At 63.7% G+C, this 17,550-nt stretch carries 17 protein-coding genes; 7 read left to right on the top strand and 10 right to left on the bottom strand.

The window, feature by feature from the left end; genetic code table 11:
- Positions 1-3: 3 nt before the first annotated feature.
- Entirely contained in the window at positions 4-681 is a 678-nt protein-coding gene (locus V1280_RS27780; protein ID WP_334531610.1) for an alpha/beta hydrolase family protein, read from the bottom strand.
- Between the two features lie 24 nt (positions 682-705).
- A complete protein-coding gene (locus V1280_RS27785) occupies positions 706-1,362 on the bottom strand; it encodes a TetR/AcrR family transcriptional regulator (RefSeq protein WP_334531613.1) in 657 nt (218 codons plus the stop codon).
- 75 nt (positions 1,363-1,437) lie between these two features.
- On the opposite strand from V1280_RS27785, the gene V1280_RS27790 reads away from it, so the two are divergent.
- Together V1280_RS27790 and V1280_RS27795 are read left to right on the top strand one after the other, a co-directional pair.
- Positions 1,438-2,382: an SDR family NAD(P)-dependent oxidoreductase gene (locus V1280_RS27790; protein ID WP_334531616.1), complete on the top strand. Its 945-nt coding sequence runs from the start codon at positions 1,438-1,440 to the stop codon at positions 2,380-2,382.
- Positions 2,383-2,516: 134 nt separating this feature from the next.
- On the top strand, positions 2,517-3,662 hold the full coding sequence (locus V1280_RS27795; protein ID WP_334531618.1) for an acyl-CoA dehydrogenase family protein: 1,146 nt from the start codon (positions 2,517-2,519) through the stop codon (positions 3,660-3,662).
- 4 nt (positions 3,663-3,666) lie between these two features.
- Here the strand turns inward: V1280_RS27795 and V1280_RS27800 are convergent, their stop codons facing one another.
- The 5 genes from V1280_RS27800 to V1280_RS27820 form a co-directional block, all read right to left on the bottom strand.
- Positions 3,667-4,323 carry a pyridoxamine 5'-phosphate oxidase family protein gene (locus V1280_RS27800; RefSeq protein ID WP_334531620.1) on the bottom strand — a complete coding sequence of 219 codons (657 nt, stop codon included), beginning with the start codon at positions 4,321-4,323 and terminating at the stop codon, positions 3,667-3,669.
- A gap of 10 nt (positions 4,324-4,333) precedes the next feature.
- Complete coding sequence (locus V1280_RS27805) at positions 4,334-5,434, bottom strand: Ldh family oxidoreductase (RefSeq protein ID WP_334531623.1); 1,101 nt, start codon at positions 5,432-5,434, stop codon at positions 4,334-4,336.
- Positions 5,435-5,562: 128 nt separating this feature from the next.
- Positions 5,563-6,174 (bottom strand): helix-turn-helix domain-containing protein, encoded by a 612-nt coding sequence (locus tag V1280_RS27810; RefSeq protein ID WP_334531626.1) that lies wholly within the window; start codon positions 6,172-6,174, stop codon positions 5,563-5,565.
- Positions 6,175-6,284: 110 nt separating this feature from the next.
- Positions 6,285-7,502, bottom strand: coding sequence for an ABC transporter substrate-binding protein (locus tag V1280_RS27815; protein WP_334531628.1), 1,218 nt, complete (start codon positions 7,500-7,502; stop codon positions 6,285-6,287).
- 397 nt (positions 7,503-7,899) lie between these two features.
- Complete coding sequence (locus tag V1280_RS27820; RefSeq protein WP_334531631.1) at positions 7,900-8,880, bottom strand: helix-turn-helix domain-containing protein; 981 nt, start codon at positions 8,878-8,880, stop codon at positions 7,900-7,902.
- Between the two features lie 158 nt (positions 8,881-9,038).
- Between V1280_RS27820 and V1280_RS27825 the strand changes: the two genes are divergently transcribed.
- Entirely contained in the window at positions 9,039-9,764 is a 726-nt protein-coding gene (locus V1280_RS27825; protein WP_334531634.1) for an alpha/beta fold hydrolase, read from the top strand.
- A gap of 21 nt (positions 9,765-9,785) precedes the next feature.
- Here the strand turns inward: V1280_RS27825 and V1280_RS27830 are convergent, their stop codons facing one another.
- Complete coding sequence (locus V1280_RS27830) at positions 9,786-10,670, bottom strand: LysR family transcriptional regulator (protein ID WP_334531637.1); 885 nt, start codon at positions 10,668-10,670, stop codon at positions 9,786-9,788.
- 102 nt (positions 10,671-10,772) lie between these two features.
- On the opposite strand from V1280_RS27830, the gene V1280_RS27835 reads away from it, so the two are divergent.
- From V1280_RS27835 to V1280_RS27850, 4 genes are all read left to right on the top strand, one after another.
- Positions 10,773-11,201 carry a DoxX family protein gene (locus tag V1280_RS27835; RefSeq protein WP_334531640.1) on the top strand — a complete coding sequence of 143 codons (429 nt, stop codon included), beginning with the start codon at positions 10,773-10,775 and terminating at the stop codon, positions 11,199-11,201.
- Between the two features lie 19 nt (positions 11,202-11,220).
- Positions 11,221-11,682 carry a DsrE family protein gene (locus tag V1280_RS27840; RefSeq protein ID WP_334531643.1) on the top strand — a complete coding sequence of 154 codons (462 nt, stop codon included), beginning with the start codon at positions 11,221-11,223 and terminating at the stop codon, positions 11,680-11,682.
- Positions 11,683-11,716: 34 nt separating this feature from the next.
- The gene (locus V1280_RS27845; RefSeq protein WP_442895170.1) at positions 11,717-12,259 is read left to right on the top strand and encodes a TlpA family protein disulfide reductase; all 543 of its coding nucleotides are present in this window, start codon (positions 11,717-11,719) and stop codon (positions 12,257-12,259) included.
- 165 nt (positions 12,260-12,424) lie between these two features.
- Positions 12,425-14,035, top strand: a complete 1,611-nt coding sequence (locus V1280_RS27850; RefSeq protein ID WP_334531649.1) for an ABC transporter substrate-binding protein — start codon at positions 12,425-12,427, stop codon at positions 14,033-14,035.
- A gap of 39 nt (positions 14,036-14,074) precedes the next feature.
- Here V1280_RS27850 and V1280_RS27855 read toward each other — a convergent pair whose 3' ends face one another.
- Positions 14,075-15,214 carry an amidohydrolase/deacetylase family metallohydrolase gene (locus V1280_RS27855; RefSeq protein WP_334531652.1) on the bottom strand — a complete coding sequence of 380 codons (1,140 nt, stop codon included), beginning with the start codon at positions 15,212-15,214 and terminating at the stop codon, positions 14,075-14,077.
- Between the two features lie 104 nt (positions 15,215-15,318).
- On the bottom strand, positions 15,319-17,325 hold the full coding sequence (locus tag V1280_RS27860) for an SPFH domain-containing protein (RefSeq protein WP_334531655.1): 2,007 nt from the start codon (positions 17,323-17,325) through the stop codon (positions 15,319-15,321).
- Between the last annotated feature and the right edge of the window lie 225 nt (positions 17,326-17,550).

Genomic DNA, 17,550 nt, shown 5'->3' on the forward strand with positions numbered 1-17,550 from the left:
ACCTCAGGCGAGCTTGTCGATCCAGGCCGCGAGCGTGTCGAGCACCTCGGCAAGCGCCTCATCGTTGGTGCGGCCCGACTTTTTCAGCACTGCGAAGGAGTGGTCGCCGCCTTCGATCTCATGCAGCGTCGCCTTTACGCCGAGCGCCGCGACGACGGGCTTGAGAAGGCCGAGATCGGCGAGCCCGTCGCGCGTGCCTTGCAGGAACAGCATGGGAAGCTCGACATGGGCGAGATGTTCGGCCCGCTCCGTCGACGGCTTCTTGTCGGCATGCAGGGGAAAGCCGAGGAAGGCGAGCCCCTTCACACCCGGCAACGCCGCCTTGGCTTGCGCCTGCGACGTCATGCGCCCGCCGAACGATTTTCCGCCGGCCACCAGCTTTAGTCCGGGGCAGAGCCGCGCCGCCTCCTCGACCGCCGCACGGATAGCGGCATGCGCGACCGCCGGCTGGTCGGGACGGCCCTGCTTGTTTTCCATGTAGGGAAAATTGAAGCGGAACGTCGCGACGCCGCGATCGCTGAGGCCTTCCGCGATCTTGTCCATCGACGCATGCCGCATCCCCGCGCCGGCGCCATGCGCCAGAACGTAGCAAGCGCGCGCATTGTCCGGCCGCATCAGGATCGCGGAAACCGCACCGATGCGGGCGATGTCGAGCTTGAACTCTGTCGCCTTGGCTATCATACGCGTTCACCCCTTGATTTGCATTTAGCGGCGCGCACTGCTCGCCGGCCAGAGATAGTTCAGGATGTGATTGAGCGTCGTCATGATCTCGCGGTATCCGGCCTCGCTCCTGACTGAACCGAATTTGTCTTCCAGGGCAAGCTTGGCAAAGCCGTGAACGGTCGACCAGGCTGCCGCAGCCGCCGTCTTCGCCTGCTTGGGCGTCCCGCCGACGAGCTCGGCGATGATGATCTCGAACTCGCGGCCGGCCGCTCTGCTCGCCTGCCTGAGACGCGGATCATCTGCGACGAGGCGCTTGTTCGCAAACATCATCTGGAAGCGGCCGGGATGCTTCAGCGCGAATTCGACATAAGCCAGGCCCTGAGCGTGGAGCTTTTCGCGCGTATCCTGCTTGCGGGACGCGGCGTCCCGCAGCGCGCCTGCAAGTGCATCATAGCCGCGAATCGCCACCTCGGTCAGCAGGCCCTGCGCGTTGCCGAAATGATGCGACGGCGCCGCCGGAGACACGCCGGCGCGGCGGGCGGCCTCGCGCAGCGTGAAAGCTTCGGCGCCGTGCTCGGCGAGAATGGCCTCGCTGGCCGCGATCAGGGCTTCCTGAAGTTCACCATGATGATAGCCGGCTTCCGGCTTCGGAACCTTGTGGCTCGGCTTGGCGCGCGCGGGCGCGATCGGTTTCGTCATGCGCAAACTTGACACTGTTCAGATTGAGGGCTATCTATCTTAACACTGTTAAGATTGGACAGCCGGGAGTTCGAAATGACCGAAATGCAGCATAGCACCGCAGCCTCGCGCGTAAAGCGGCGGCATCTGGTCGGCGGCGCCGCGCTGGGCATGCTGGCAAGCGCCGTCGGCGGCCTTGCCGGCGGCATCGCGCTCGGCCAGGGCGCGACGCTGCCGCAGCAGAAGCCCAGCGGGAGGCGCCGCTTCGCCGACAAGGTTATCATCGTGACAGGCGGCACCTCCGGCATCGGCCGCGCCGCCGCGCTGATGTTCGCCGCCGAAGGCGGTAAGGTCGTGTTCTGCGGACGCAACGTCGAGCGCGGGGCGAGGGTGCAAGACGAGATCAAGGCGGGCGGCGGCGACGCGGCGTTTGTCCGGGCCGACGTGCGCAACGAGGCCGAGGTCAAGGCATTGGTCGACAAGACGATCGATCTCCATGGCCGGCTCGACGTGGCGTTCAACAATGCCGGAATCTCCATCGAAAAGCCGCTGCATCAGTACAGCGCGGCCGAATTCGATGACGTGATCAATACCGACCTGCGCGGCGTGTTCCTCTCGATGAAGTACCAGATTCCACACATGCTGCAGGAGGGTGGATCGATCGTCGTCACCTCCTCATCCAACGCCATCGCCACGACGGCAAATCGCTCGGCCTATTCCGCGGCCAAGCGCGGGCTTGTCGGCATGGTTCAGGCCGCGGCACTCGAATATGCCCAGTACGGCATCCGCATCAATACCCTGATCCCCGGCACCACGGACACGCCATTCATCCGCAGGCTCGCCGGCATGGAAAATCTCCCTGATGCCGCCTGGCACCTGGCCATCGCGCAATGGGCCAAATCCCATGTGCCGGGGATGCAGCGCGTGGCGACCGCGGAGGAGATCGCAGCCTTCGCACTCGTGCTCGCCTCTGACGATCATCCCTACACGACGGGCGGCCAGTTCGTCGTCGATGGCGGCAAGACCGCGCAGGCCGGATAGGGCATCCGCCGGCGCAGCCTCAAGACACAATCATTGGCAGCGCCGGCAGGCGTAGCAAGGCTGCGGGCTTGCGCCCGCGTCCGGCGTTGTGGCACGGCTGAGCGGGCACATCGCCATCAACGATCGAGGCCGCCATGCCCTACCGCTCCTCCTGGATGACCGAAGAGCTCGACGTCTTCCGCGACCAGTTCCGGAAGTATCTCGCCAAGGATCTGGCGCCGCACGCCGAAAAATGGCGCGAGCAGAAGATGGTCGACCGCTCCGCCTGGCGCGGGCTGGGCGAGATGGGCGCGCTGCTCGCGAGTGTGCCGGAGGAATATGGCGGCCTGGGCGCGACCTTCGCCTATGACGCCGCCGTGCTGGAGGATCTCGAAAGCACCGTGCCGGAGCTGACGACCGGCGTTTCGGTGCACAGCGCCATCGTCGCGCACTACATCCTCAATTACGGATCGGAGGAGCAGAAGAAGCGCTGGCTGCCGAAGATGGCTTCGGGCGAGATGGTCGGCGCCGTCGCCATGACCGAGCCCGGCACCGGCTCGGACCTGCAGGCCGTGAAGACCACAGCGAAGAAGCAGGGCAACTCCTACGTCATCAACGGCCAGAAGACGTTCATCACCAACGGCCAGGCTGCCGATCTCGTCGTCGTCGTCGCGCGCACTGGCGAGGCCGGCGCCAAGGGCATCTCGCTGATCGTGGTCGAGACCGCGGGCGCCGATGGCTACAAGCGCGGGCGCAACCTCGACAAGATCGGCCTGCACGCCTCCGACACGTCAGAGCTGTTCTTCGATAATGTCACGGTGTCGCCGGAAAACCTGCTCGGCAAGGAAGAAGGTCAGGGCTTTGCGCAGCTGATGCAGCAACTGCCGCAGGAGCGGCTGTCGCTCGCGGTCAGCGCCGTCGCCTCGATGGAGCGCGCCATCAAGCTCACCACCGAATACACCAAAGAGCGGAAGGCGTTCGGTAAGCCGCTGCTGGATTTCCAGAACACCGCCTTCACGCTCGCCGAGCGCAAGACCGAAGCCATGATCGCGCGCGTCTTCGTGGACTGGTGCATCGAGCGCCTGGTCGCTGGGGATCTCGACACCGTCACCGCCTCGATGGCGAAATACTGGTGCTCGGACAAGCAGGTCCAGACCGCCGACGAGTGCCTCCAGCTGTTCGGCGGCTACGGCTATATGCAGGAATACCCGATCTCGCGCATCTTCATCGATTCCCGCATCCAGAAGATCTATGGCGGAACCAACGAGATCATGAAGCTGTTGATCGCAAGGTCGCTGTAGTCAGCTATTTCGTTGTTGGCCGCGTGTAGCGCTTCGCATAGTCCGGCGTGGAAATGCCCGACTTGAGATCCGCGCAATTCCGAGGCTCGCCGGCCACGAGCTTCAGGGGCACGACACCCGCCCAGACGTCCAAGGCATGATCTTCTTCCGGGTCGACGACGCCGTGATTTCGAATCTTCGCCGATGCCTCGGAAATGGGAAAGCGAAGGAAGATCGTTGCGGCCAACTCCTTCTTCTTCGGCGGACGAACGATGTGGCCCGGCATGATGTCTTCGACGAAGGCTGCGACCAGGCGCTCCTTTTCGTCGGGATCCATGATCTTCTCCGCCGTGCCGAAGATCATCACGGATCGATAATCCATGCTCATTCCGAACCCGGACCTGCCGGCCACGACCGAATCGACCAGCGTGACGGTGATACAGGCCGACGCACCGTCAGCCAGGGCGGTCAGAAGCTGGTTATTCGGACTGCCGTGAACATACACATGCTCGCCGACACGAATGATCGCCGTCGGAATGACGCGCGGTCCGCTCTCAGTAGCGACGCCGATGTGGCACACCAACGCTTCGTCGAGAATGTCGTGAATGACGTGCAGGTCATACGCCGCGCGCTCGGGACGCCGGCGCACGCGTGTCTTTTCCGTGGGGGCGATGGTCGTCACGACAGATCTCCTACGCGGACTGATGCGCCATCACGGGCTTGTTGTGCGTGAGGTGATCGCCTTCGTAATCGTTGCGCTCGTCGACGCGCCTTCCAGCGATATAGGCCTGAATCCTTTCGTGGAGCGACACCGGCACCTTGACGCCCTCCTTTGCAGTTCGCTCACGCGCCTCATATCGGCGATCGGAGGGAAGGCGGGCTCCGTCCTGCTCCAGCATGCGCGAGAACAGCATCTCCGAATGCTTGAGCTGCGCGACACGGTCGCCGTTTTCGACGCATCGGACCGGGTCGATGGCGATGATCAATTCACCACCGCAGGGAGCGCCGGTGTTCGCCTTGTCGCGCTCGCCGGCCTCGAAGCTGAGCACGTCTCCGATCAGCGGGCCGGCCAGCAGCTCGACCATCATGGCAATGTTCGAGCCCTTGAAGCCGCCGAAGGGAAGTTGGGCTCCTGCAAGTGCCTGAGCCGGATCGGTCGTGGGCTTGCCGTCGGGGCCGATGGCCCATCCTTCCGGCAGAGCTTTCCCGTCACGCAATCGAAGCTGGATCTCACCCCGTGCAGAGGCGCTCGACGCTTGGTCGAAGACCACCGGCGGCTTGTCGTGACGCGGCCAGGCGAACGCCATCGGATTGGTTCCGAACAACGGCTTCGTCCCGCCCGCGGGCGCTACGTAGGGACTTGCCGCGACAAACGCGAAGCCGACGAGCCCGCGTTCGGCCAGCCGCTCGACTTCCGGCCATAGCGCGGCAACGTTGAGCGCGTTCGTCACCGCGAGCACGGCAATTCCGTGCTCCTTCGCCCTATCGGCCAAGGGCTGGTCACCGCGTTCGAGTGCCAACGGGGAAAAACCGTATTTCGCATCGACCTTGATCACACTGGGCGTCAGTTCGACGAGTGACGGCTCCGCATCCCCGGAAGCCTGCCCCGATTGCAAACCATTCATGTAGAACGGCAGCCTGAACAGACCGTGGTGACGGCATTCATCTCGTTCCGCCGCGGTGACGGTGTTGGCGATGGCTTGGGCGTGGATCTCGTTGAATCCCTGCGACAGCAAAGCCGCCTTGGCCGAGCGGTGGACCTCGCCAAGCGACATCTGAACGAAATTTTGCATGAGCCTGCTCCATGTGACGGCCGGAGAGCCACCCGGCGGCAAAAGTCACTATTCACAAATTTGCATGATATGCAAATTCATTCTCACGGCAATTTGCGCCCGCGGGGCGGCGCTTAAATCGGCGATGATCAGGAGGACTTGCTGGGAGCCATGTCGATGACGTCCGACGGGGTCACCACCATGAGCATCCTGGCCGGCTTCTTGCCGACATTCCTGCCCATGTGAGGCTTGTCGCCGAGCAGATGGACGCAATCGCCAGCATCCAGCGTCAGCCGGTCGGATCCGATCTGGAATTCGATGCGGCCCTCGAGGATATAGAGCACCTCCTCGCCTTCATGCGAGAGGAGCTTGACGTCGATCTCCGACGTAACCGGAAACTCGAGCAGAAAGGCGTTGAGCTTGGGCTCCGTCAGATCGCCCGAAAGCCAGTGGTAGTCGTAGCCGTTGGCCGACATCTGCTCGGAATCGTTGCGGTCCTGCTTCCTCGACACCGAATAATGCTTCGGAACGTAGGCCTCGTTGGTGTCCTCGAAGAGGTCCCGCAGGGGAATGTTCAACCGCGTCGCGATCGAGATGAGATTCGCGATGGAGGTCGCGGTCTCACCTCTTTCGATTCGGGAGAGATAGGCGGCCGACAGGTTGGTGGCGGTCCCCAATTGCTGCAACGTGAGTTTACGAAGTTGGCGCGCCGCCCGGATTCGAAGTCCGAGCTGACGCGCGACAAATCGCGCCTGGTCCAACACGTGCTCCCTAGCCTCGAATGTTTCGAGGTTGGCTCTAGAGGCAATTTGCGGGACATGCAACTATGGAGATGGTTTTCCGGACCGTGGACCCAGGCAGCGCGCCCCCGCTATTTCCGGACCAGCGGACACTCGCTCTGCTCCAGGCTCGGAAACGCCTGGTCTGCGGGAATGGTCGCCAGGATCTTGTAATAGTCCCACGGCGCCTTGGATTCCGACGGCTGCTTGACCTCCGCCAGATACATGTCGTGCAGCATCAGCCCGTCCTCCCTGACTTTGCCGTTGCGCGAAAAGATGTCGTCGACGGGAAGCTCCTTCATCTTGTTCATCACGGCCCGCCCCTCGTCGGTCTGCGCCGCCTCGACCGCCCGCAGATAGTGCCGCACCGCCGAGTACACGCCGGCCTGAGTCATGGTCGGCATGGCATTCCGCTTCGCAAAGAATTTCCAGGACCACGCCCGCGTCTCCTCGTCGCGATCCCAGTAGAACGCCGTCACAAATTTGAGGCCTTTGGCGGCTGCCAGGCCCAGCGAATGGACGTCGGTGATGAACACGATCGGCGCAACGAGTGATTGGTCGGTGATTCCGAACTCGGCGGCCTGCTTGATGCCGGTGGCCATGTCCGCGCCCGCGCTCGCCAGAGCGATGACCTTTGCCTTCGATGATTGCGCCTGGAGCAGGTACGAACTCATGTCGGACGTATTGAGCGGGTGCCGGACTTCGCCCAGGACCTGCCCTTTGCCTTCCGAAACGGCCTTGCGGATATCGGCGGCGAACGCCTGTCCGAAGGCGTAATCCACGGTGACCAGGAACCAGCTGCTGTAACCCGATTTCACCAGGGCCTTCGCCAGCCCGTATCCGTTCGAGTAGCTGGTGTAGACCCATTGGGCGGATGTCGCCGAGCAGGCCTTGCCGGTGAAGTCCGACGAGGCCGCCGCGATCAGGGTGACCTTGTCGCGTTCCTTGGCCAGCGATTGAACCGCAAAGCCTACGGACGAATTGGAAAAATCGGCGATCATGTCGACGCCGCCCCGGTCGAACCACTCGCGTGCCTTCGCCAGCCCGATGTCAGCCTTGTTCTGGTGATCGGCAGACACCAGCTCGATCTTCTTGCCAAGGACCGTTCCGCCGAATTCGTCGATGGCCATCTGGGCAGCCGCCACCGACCCTTGCCCGGAAAGATCGGCGTAAGGCCCTGACTGGTCGTTCAAAATGCCGATCTTGACAGCATCGTCGGAGATATTCGGCCCCGCCGCCGCCGAAAGGGCCGACAGGACCAGAAACACCCCTCCGAAGGCCCCGCCAAGGGCGAAATTCGTTCTGAACATGGATCAATCCCTTTCCGTCCCGTTGCATAACACCTGAGATGCAAATTTGCACTATATGCATTATTGCACAAAGGATATATTTTGGGCGGGCTTGTCCAAAGATATGGCGATGGGCAGGATTTGACGGCGGGGGCGCGCCGCATCGGCGGCTCGCGCAGATTTCAAAGGCATGGACCCGGTACGGTCCGGATCTGAATGGTCCTCCGGCCAGCACATTGCCTCGATCGGGCTTCGTCTGCGTCAGGTCAGGAAGCAAGCGAATGGTTCACGTCCCGCGCCTGCATGCGAGATCGCTGTGAGCGGCTAACTCATCCGTGTGTCGGCCGCGACGAAAACGCGATGACGATTCGGCCCGATCTCATCGCACTTGATGACGAGGCAGGCGCTGACCCGCGCCTCACCGCGCGCGCCAATCCCGCGGGCGGCAACCAAAACGTTGCTTGAAGCGTCGCGTGAAATGCGAGAGGTCCGAGAAGCCCCAGTCGAACGCGATGGCGCCGATCCCGCGGCCGCCCAGCGCCGGATCCTTCAGGTCGGCCGCCGCGCCCACGAGGCGGCGATCCATCACATAGTCCGAAAACGTCGTGCCGGAGCGCTCGAACAGCTTGTGGACATAGCGCTCGCTGATGCCGACCGCGCCCGCGACCGCTGCGACCGTCAACCCCGGCTCGCGCAACCGCTCGTGAATCGCGCGGCGCAGCGCCAGTACGGTGGCATCCGCGAAGCTTGCGGCTTCCGCCGTCTGCGCGCGCGAGCGGCGCGACAGGCTGAGCGCCACGAGATCGAGCAGCACGTCGAACAGCCGAATGCTGTCCTCCTCCGCCATCCGCAATGCGCCGGCATTCAGGGAGCGTGCGGTCTCGACGATGAGATGACCGACATGAGGATCATCGGACACCCGCTCGGCCCTGAAATCGAACGAGGCCGGCAGCCGGTCGCGCAAGGCGCGCGACGGCACCCAGAACGAAGCGACCTCCAGCGTCGGACCGCGATCGTGCAACAACGTCACCTCGCGGTCGCTGTCGACGATGCCGACCTGGCCCCGCGACAGGCTGACCTCGCGGCCATCCTGGAGCATGCGGCATCGCCCGGCGAGCTTGAAGTTGAGATAGAAGCAGCTCTCGCGCGACGCCGCGATGTCGGCACGTGAACGATTCACGGTGTGCTCGGGAAACATCACCCGGTTGATCGCGCCGGCGCCGAGCCCGATCGTCTCCACCTTGGCCGGGAAGCGTGACGTCGTCGCCGATTCCGGCGTCAGGTTCATGAAGGCCTGGCAGATCGCCTCGCGGTAATAGGAAAACTGCTCGTCCAGCCGCGTCTCCGCGGTGTTCCAGACGACGTGCCGCGGCCGGCTTGTGGAATTGACCTGCTGCATCGGTTCACTCCGAGACCAATCCGGTTCACTCCCAGCCAAGCGGAAAATGGCCCGCCGGTTCACACTTCGCACAACAAGAATTGTCCGCCGCGCCTCGCGAGCGCCGCAAAGGACCCAATTGATGCCGATCTAACCACATCCTGCGGAGGAGCCACAACATGTCGACCTACGTTCTCGTCCACGGCGCCTGGCACACCGGTGCCGAGCTCGAGCCTGTCGCGGCTCCAATCCGCGCCGCCGGCCATCAGGTCTACCTCCCGACCATCAAGGGCAACCGCCCGGGCGACGCCAAGACAACGGGGCTGAAGGAAGCGATCCAGTCGATCGCCGACTATCTCGCCGAGAACAATCTCAAGGACGTCGTCCTGCTCGGCCATTCCTATGGCGGCATGATCATCACCGGCGTCGCCGACCTCGCGCCCGAGCGCATCCGCCGGCTGGTCTACTGGAACGCCTTCGTCCCCAACAATGGCGAGTCGCTCAACGACATGGTGCCGCCGCACTATATCGGGCTGTTCGACGCGATCGCGGCCGAGCGCGGCGACGGCTCGGTGGTGTTGCCATTCCCGATCTGGCGCGAAGCTTTCATCAACGATGCCGACGCCGAGACGGCGCAGCGCGCCTATGACGTGCTCAATCCGCATCCGCTGGCGACCTTCGCCGACAAGATCGCGCTCAAGGCCAATCCAGCCGAGATGCAGCTGGCAAAATCCTACATCAACTGCACCGAAGACACCGCGCTGCCGCACAGCTACTCCTGGCATCCGCGGCTGTCGGAGAAGCTCGGCCTGTTCCGCCTGGTGCAGGTGCCGGGAAGCCACGAACTGTGCTTCTCCGATCCGGCGCGCCTTGCCAGGGCGATCATGGAGGCGGGACGCGACTAGCGCACACGCTTCAGGCGTTGGCTATCTCATCCGCTTGTCGGCGGCGACGAAGTCGATGAAGGTCCTCACCTTGGCAGAGAGATATTTGCGGCTCGGATAGACCGCAAATAGACGCCCGTCGAATACGACGTCGTCGGGCAGGATGTGCACGAGGCGGCCGGCGGCGATGTCGTCCGCGACCAACCATTTCGGCAGGAAGGCGAAACCCATCCCTTCCAGCGCGGCCATGTGGAGTAGCGTCTCGTTGCCGCTGCGCAGAACCGGATTGAGCCTGACCGTCTCGACGGTGCCATTTCTATTCAAAGAGAAGGTTTCTCCGGGATAGAGCGCATAGTGCAGCAGGGCCTTGCCGGCGAGATCAGCCGGCTTGGTCGGGTGCCCGATGCGATCGAGATAAGCGGATGCGGCAACCATGTGGAACGCGACCCTGGTGATGGGACGCGCGATCAGCGCCTCGTCGGGCTCGCCGGTCGCGCGCAAGGCGAGATCGAATCCCTCCTCGACCAGATTGACCAGCCTGCCGCTGAGATCGACGTCCAGGCACACCTCCGGATAGCGCGCCTGATAGTCGACGAGGATGCGCGCGAACATCGTGTTCGCCATCCACACCGGCGCCGTCAGCCGCAGCGTGCCGCGGGGAACGACGGTCGCCTTGCTGACGGCGGCTTCGACCTCGTCGAGCGAGTCCAGCATCTGCCGCGCCTGCTCGAAATAGAGCGTACCGCTCTCGCTCAGGCTGACGCGCCGGCTGGTCCGGTTGAGGAGCCGCGTGCCCAGCCGCTTCTCAAGCTGCATCACATGCTTGCTCGCCATGGCGGGCGAGATGCGCAGGCGCTCGGCTGCGGCCGCAAAGCTCTTCAGCTCCGCGACCAGGCAAAACACCCGCATGCTGACCAGGGAATCCATGAGATCATCAACATCCAGGAAAAGAACCACTCCCGAAACACATAATGATCAAAAATGGAGAAACCATCAAATGGTGGCAACCTCAAATGTTCGGAGACCACCATGTCCACCACTGCCATTGAGACCGCCACGCCCGGCCGCCCCCTTCGCATCGGCCTGTGGGTCGCGCAAGGCGCCATCTTCTTCGTCTTCGCCGCCGCGGGACTGGTCAAGCTGCTCACGCCCATTCCGCAGCTGGCCGCGATGATGCCCTGGACCGGCGAGCACTCCGAAGCCTTCGTCCGCATCATCGGCCTGATCGACATCGCCGGCGGCATCGGCATCCTGCTGCCGGCCCTGACGCGGATCCTGCCGCAGCTGACGGTGCTGGCTGCGCTCGGCTGCTCGGTGTTGCAGGTGTTTGCGATCACGTTCCATGTCTCGCGCGGCGAGGCCGCGGTCACGCCGCTCAATCTGGTTCTGCTGGCACTCGCCGTGTTCGTGCTGTGGGGACGCGGCCGCAAGGCGCCGATCGCGCCGCGGCAATTCTGACCGGCGGGACAGCGCCGCCATGATCTCTGCCAATGGATGGTCCCGCAGGGGCCTGCTCGCCGGCGCATCGATTCTCGCGGCCGGCGGCTCAGCCGCGGCCAAGGAGGATCGTCTCGCTGACGGCGTCGTGATCCTGATCGACAGCAACGAGCCTTACGCGATGGGACATGCGATCAGCTACTCCGCCAACCTCGCAAAGCATTTTGCCGACAGAGGCGCACGGTTGCCGATCGAGGTCGTCGCCAATGGCAAGGGCATCGACGTGTTTCGCGCCGACAGGACGCCGCTGATCGAGCCACTGGCGACGCTGCGGCAGTCGCTGCCCAATCTTACCTACAGCATGTGCGCATCGTCGAAGGCGATCGCGGAAGCCAAGGAGCAGGTCTCGATTCCGCTGATATCGGGCGCGAGCCTCGTCCCCTTCGGCATCGGACGCGTGGTCGATCTGCAACTCAAGGGTTTTGCCTATATCCATGCGTGAAACGCCTCGTACGTTGTCCCGGCGATCGCTCCTGATGGCCGCGCCGGCGGTTCTCGCTTCTGCGCACGCGATCCGTGCGCAGGAAAGCTGGCCGCCAGTGTTCGAGGTCGGGCGCAGTCAATTCACAGTCGTGCGGCCGCGGGCGGCGATGCCACAACTCAGGCTTCAGGACCCGAACGGCCGGGATGCCGTGGTGACTGCGAAGCCGGGCCGCATCACCTTGGTCAATTTCTGGGCCACCTGGTGCGCAGCCTGCCGGCTCGATTTGCCGACGCTGGCGCGCCTTGCAGGATCGCGGCCCGATCGGCTCGACATCGTCGCGATCTGCACCGACACCAAGGATCTGCGCAAGATCCGCGCATTTGTCGGCGGCCTCGCCGTGCAAAACCTCGCCTGCTATGTCGATGCCTACGGCGCAGCGGCGCAAGCATCGACCGAGATGTTCTCAATCGTCGGCATGCCCATCACCTATCTGGTCGGGACGAGCGGCCATGTCGAGGGATACATCGCAGGCGCGCCCGAGTGGCTCTCGCCCGCAGGCGCGCGCCTGCTGCAATTCTATCGCGAGCAAGCCTAGACCGAGGCAGCCTGCCGTCGCGCCACCGGTTCCGATGGCCCCTGCTCGACCGCAAACGAAGTCGGATTTGCGCGACAACCGTCATTGCAAGGTACGGCGGCAAACCATACGCTGCCCGCCATCGGCAGCCGCCGTCTGGTCTCGCTTGCATCGGGAGAATTGCGAATGGTTCACGTCTCGCGACGGAAACTGCTTCAGCTTGCGGCTGTTGCACCATCGGCACTTACCGCTGCCTGGACGTCGGCTGCATCGGCTGCGACCGGAAAGAAGATCCTGACTGCGGTGATGCAATCGGACCTTCGCGTCACCGACCCCGGCTTCACGACGGCCATCATCACCCGCGACCATGGCTATATGGTCTACGATACGCTGCTCGGCATCGATTCCAGCTTCAAGGTGCAGCCGCAGATGGCCGACTGGACGGTGTCCGCGGACAGGCTGACCTACACCTTCACCCTTCGCGACGGCCTGAAGTGGCATGACGGCGCGCCGGTGACGGCGGAGGATTGCGTCGCCTCGCTGAAGCGCTGGGGCACGAGCGTCGACGGCATGGCGCGCAAGCTGATGGATTTCACGGCGGGCATCGAAGCCGCGGACGCCAAGACGATCGTCCTCAAGCTGAAGGAGCCCTATGGCCTGGTGCTGGAGACGATCGCCAAGCCATCGTCGATCTGCGCCTTCATGATGCCCAAGCGGCTTGCGGAGACCCCGATCAGCAAACAGATTCCGGAGCAGATCGGCTCCGGCCCGTTCAAATTCGTGGCGGGCGAATTCCAGCCCGGCGTGAAAGCCGTTTATGAGAAGAACACCGACTATGTACCGCGCAAGGAGCCGGCCGAATGGACGTCGGGCGGCAAGGTGGTCAAGGTCGACCGTGTCGAGTGGCTGACAATGCCGGACGCGCAGACCGCGCTCAACGCGCTGCAATCGGGTGATGTCGATTTCGTCGAAACGCCGCCGTTCGACATGTTGCCCGCGCTCGAGTCCAATCCGGATGTCAACGTGACCATCCTGAACAAGTTCGGCTTCCAATCGTTCGGCCGGATGAACTTCCTGCACCCGCCGTTCGACAATGTGAAGATTCGCCGCGCCGCGCTGCTCGCGATCAACCAGAAGGACGTGCTCGACGCCCAGATTGGCAATCCCAAATACTACAAGCTCTGCGGCGCATTCTTCATCTGCGATACGCCGCTGGCCAGCGACGCCGGCGGCGAGACCCTGATCAAGGGCAACGGCATGGCGGACGCCAAGAAGGCGCTGGCTGAGGCCGGTTATGACGGCACGCCCGTGGTGATCCTGGCGCCAGGCGACCAGATCCTGCTGAAGGCGCAGCCGATCGTGGTCGCGCAGCTCCTGCGCGAGGCCGGCTTCAAGGTCGACCTTCAGGCGATGGACTGGCAGACTGTGGTGACCCGCCGCGCCAACCAGAAGCCGCCGAAGGAAGGCGGCTGGAACATGTTCTTCACTTACCAGGGCGCCGCCGATTCGATGAACCCGCTCGTCAATGGCGCGATGGTCGGCAAGGGTAAGGAGGGCGGCTGGTTCGGCTGGTCCGAGGACCCCAAGCTCGAAGAGCTGCGCGACGCCTTTGCCCGCGCCGCCTCACCGGAAGAGCGGAAGAAGATCGCCTTCGACGTGCAGAAGGAGGCCTACGATCAGGTGATCTACGTCCCGCTCGGCCAGTTCCAGGCGCCGAGTGCATGGCGCAAATCGCTCACCGGCGTGATCGACGGCCCGGCGACGCCGATGTTCTGGAATGTGGACAAGAACGAATAGGCCTCCGACCTCTTCCCACAAGCGGCGAGAGGCAAAGCCCTAATTCGGATGCCACCATCGGCCGCCGATGACGACGCCTTCGGAGACGATCTTGCGATCGCCGATCAGGTGCTCGCCGACCACGTCCTCATAGTCGAACTGGCCTTGCTTCACCGAGATCAGCGTGGCGTCGCCGACGCTGCCCGGCTTGAGGCTGCCGAGCTCGGGCCGCCGCAGTGCCATCGCGGCATTCTCCGTCGACGCCGCGATCACGTCCGACAGCGACATGCCCATGCAGAGGAATTTCGACATGGTCGTCACCTGGTCGAAGGCCGGGCCGTCGATGCAGAGCTGATGGATGTCGGACGAAATGGTGTCCGGATAGAAGCCGTTCGCGAGCATCGCGCGCGCGGTCTTGAACGCGAACGAGCCCTTGCCGTGGCCGATATCGAACAGCACGCCGCGCTCGCGCGCATCCAGCACCGCTTTCTTCACCGTGCCCTGCGCGGTCGCGGGCGTGTTCGGGAACGGGCGGAACGCATGGGTCAGCACGTCGCCGGGACGCAGGCGGGCCAGCACCTCTTCATAGGTCGGGGGCGGATGATCGATATGCGCCATCAGGGGCATGCCGACCTCGTCGGCGACCTGGAGCGCGATATCGAGCGGCACGGCGCCCGAGGTGCCCGAGGAGTGCAGGCCGACGCGCACCTTGATGCCGACGATGAGGTCGCGATTGGCATCCGCGACCTTGGCCGCTTCGATCGGATTCATCAGCCGCAACTCCTCGCTCTCGCCGACCATGATCCGGTGCGAGAAGCCGAAAATGCCGGCATGGGAGACGTGGAGATAAGCGAGGATGCGGACCTGGCTCGGCTCGATCACATGCTTGCGGAAGCCCGCGAAATTGCCGGGGCCGGCGCTGCCGGTGTCGACCGAGGTGGTGACGCCCGAGGCGCGGCAGAATTCCTCGGCATCGATGCCGAGCGAGGTGCCGCCCCAATAGACGTGGGTGTGGAGATCAATCAGCCCCGGCGTCACGATGAGCTGCGAGACGTCGCGCACCTGGGTCGACGGATCCGCCTTCAGCCCACTGCCCACCGCCGCCACCTTGCCGCCGGCAAAGGCAACATCGGTCACAGCGTCGAGCTTCTGGGATGGGTCGATCACCCGTCCGCCGCGCAGGATCAAGTCGAAAGGCATCATCATCTCCGGATCAGGCAAACATGGACCGGGCTGGAAGGCATACTTCCAGCCCGGCCGCCTCTGTTAGCAATTTTCACACCAGCGACGCAAATCAACTGCGCTTAGTGCCCGTTCGTCCTGCGATCCGCGCGTGGCGCCTCCTCTTTCAGCCGCTCGAGCGCATCGGGCATCATGCGGCCGAACATCGAGCTCAGCATCGCGGTCGGGATCAGGCCCGCATTGTTGCTTTCCTGCCCCTGCGCGCCGGACATCAGGAATTGCGGCACCAAGGGCTGGTTGATCTTGGTCAGGGCTTCCGCGAACTTCGCAAAGTTCTGCTCGGCCAGCCTGAACTCCGGCCCGCCGTAAGCGTCGACCGAGAGCTTCGTCGACTGAGCGTTGGCAGTACCCACCGCCAGCACACGATCGGCCTCGCCCTGGCCCTCGAGCCGTGACTGCTCGCCGACCGCGGCCGCCGTCACTTTTCGGGTCTCCGCATCCTTCTGCGCGCGGGCGAACGCCGCGGCGCCTTCGTTCTCGTTCACCTTGATCTGGATGAGCGACTGCGTCAGCGCCGTCTGTGCCGCAGCCGTCGCCTTGGCCTCGTTGAGCGCGCGCTCCTGCACGGCGGCCTTCTCCTGCTCCTGATAGGTCTCGATCTGCTCGCGCGCGATCTGGCGCGAGCGGAGCTGGATCAGGATGTTCTCGATGGTGTGGTCGCCGGCCGCGGCCCGCGGCGTTCCAATCAGGACTTCCTGGAGGTCGAGCGAATAGCTCTCGAACTTCGCCTTCATTTGCGCTGCCGATTCCTCCTGGATCTGTGCCCGGTTCTGCAGCAGCTCGATCAGGGTCATTTTCTGCGCGATGTTCTTGAAGAACGCGCTCACCATCGGGTCGAGCGTCTGCTCGACGAGCTTCTTCACGTCGCCGAAACGCTGGATGATCATCGGCGCCTTCTTGTAGTCGATATGCATGACCACCGAGAGCGGCAGCGTCGGCTCGAACGCATCGCGGGTGATCAGCGAGATCTCCGACAGGTTCTCATCCAGCTTCATCGCACCGACCTCGCCGCGCACCCATTTCAGGATGAAGTTGACGGTCGGGATGATCTCGATCTTGCCGGCATAGGTGTTGAACGCGTATTTGCCGGGCAGCAACGGATCCTTCCAGACGCCGCGGCCGCCGTTGAGAACCAGCTCGCCGTGGCGATATTGCTCGCCCGACACGTCGTCGCTATGCGGGCCGGTATAGAAGATGACGACGCCGACATTGCCGACCGGGATTACCGTCTTCGGCACCGCCTCGACGGTCGCGAACAGGCGGTTGATGTACCAGGTGCCCTCGACGATGACCTGCAATTGCCGGCCGCGGTAGCCGCCGGCCGCCAAGAACTTCTCGGACTCCTGGAAATTGTTGTGAAAGATCTCGTCGTCGCGGAGGTCCGTGCCGACCTCGGGCGCGATGATCTCGCCTGACGGCAGCGACGGGCCGTCATGCACGGTGACGACGCCGACCAGATCGTGATCGGCCGCAAGCACGACGGGCGTAAAGCCCCAGCGTTCGGCGATCGTGAGTTGCATGGCGTCGAGCACGCCACGCTCTTGCCCGCTGAGGGCATGACCGTAGACGCGTTCGTCGGTGATGATCGCGAATTGCGTCGTGTTGATTGCATAGGTGCCTTCGCGCAGGATCTTGCGCTGCGGCCCCTTCTGGCCGCCGCCGAGCAGGAATCGCCGCACATCCTGGAAATCCGCCCTGTCCTGGGTGTCGTTGGCGCCGAGCACCTGCGATGCGCCAAGCGGCGCGCCGTCGCGCGCGAACACATAGGCGATCTTGCCCTGTCCGACCGTGACTAGATCCGATTTGTGGATCCGGTACATGAACGGAAAGAACACGTGCAGGCCGCCGCGCAGCACGTCCGGCTCGTAACCAGCTTCACCGTTCAGCGCGATGAATCCGCCCTCGATCGATCCGCTCGTCGACCACAGCTTCTCGACGATGCCGACCTGATTGTTCGGAATGTAACGAAAGATGTTCGAAGCGCGCAGCAGGATCACGAGCGCGATCGCCGCCGCGGCCCAAAGCGCCGGCTGGATCAGCCAGGCGCCATTGAAACCATTGAGGTCCATAGCTCTTCTCCACAATTCGCAACTGGGCAGCCGTGTTAACCAAGGCCACACCCCAGAATTGCGGGAGCGGAGATGTGAATACGGCCCCTGCTCCGCAAGCACGATGTCGCGCGGAGCAGTGCCAATCTTTTTTTATTGGGGACTTGACGGAAACTGAATTTGCGCGGCCGAGCAGACCGTCAGGATCCGCTCGGCGGCTCAAAAATCCGAGTCGCGAATTCGTCT

Source organism: Bradyrhizobium sp. AZCC 2230, from assembly GCF_036924495.1.
GTDB classification, from domain to species: domain Bacteria; phylum Pseudomonadota; class Alphaproteobacteria; order Rhizobiales; family Xanthobacteraceae; genus Bradyrhizobium; species Bradyrhizobium rifense.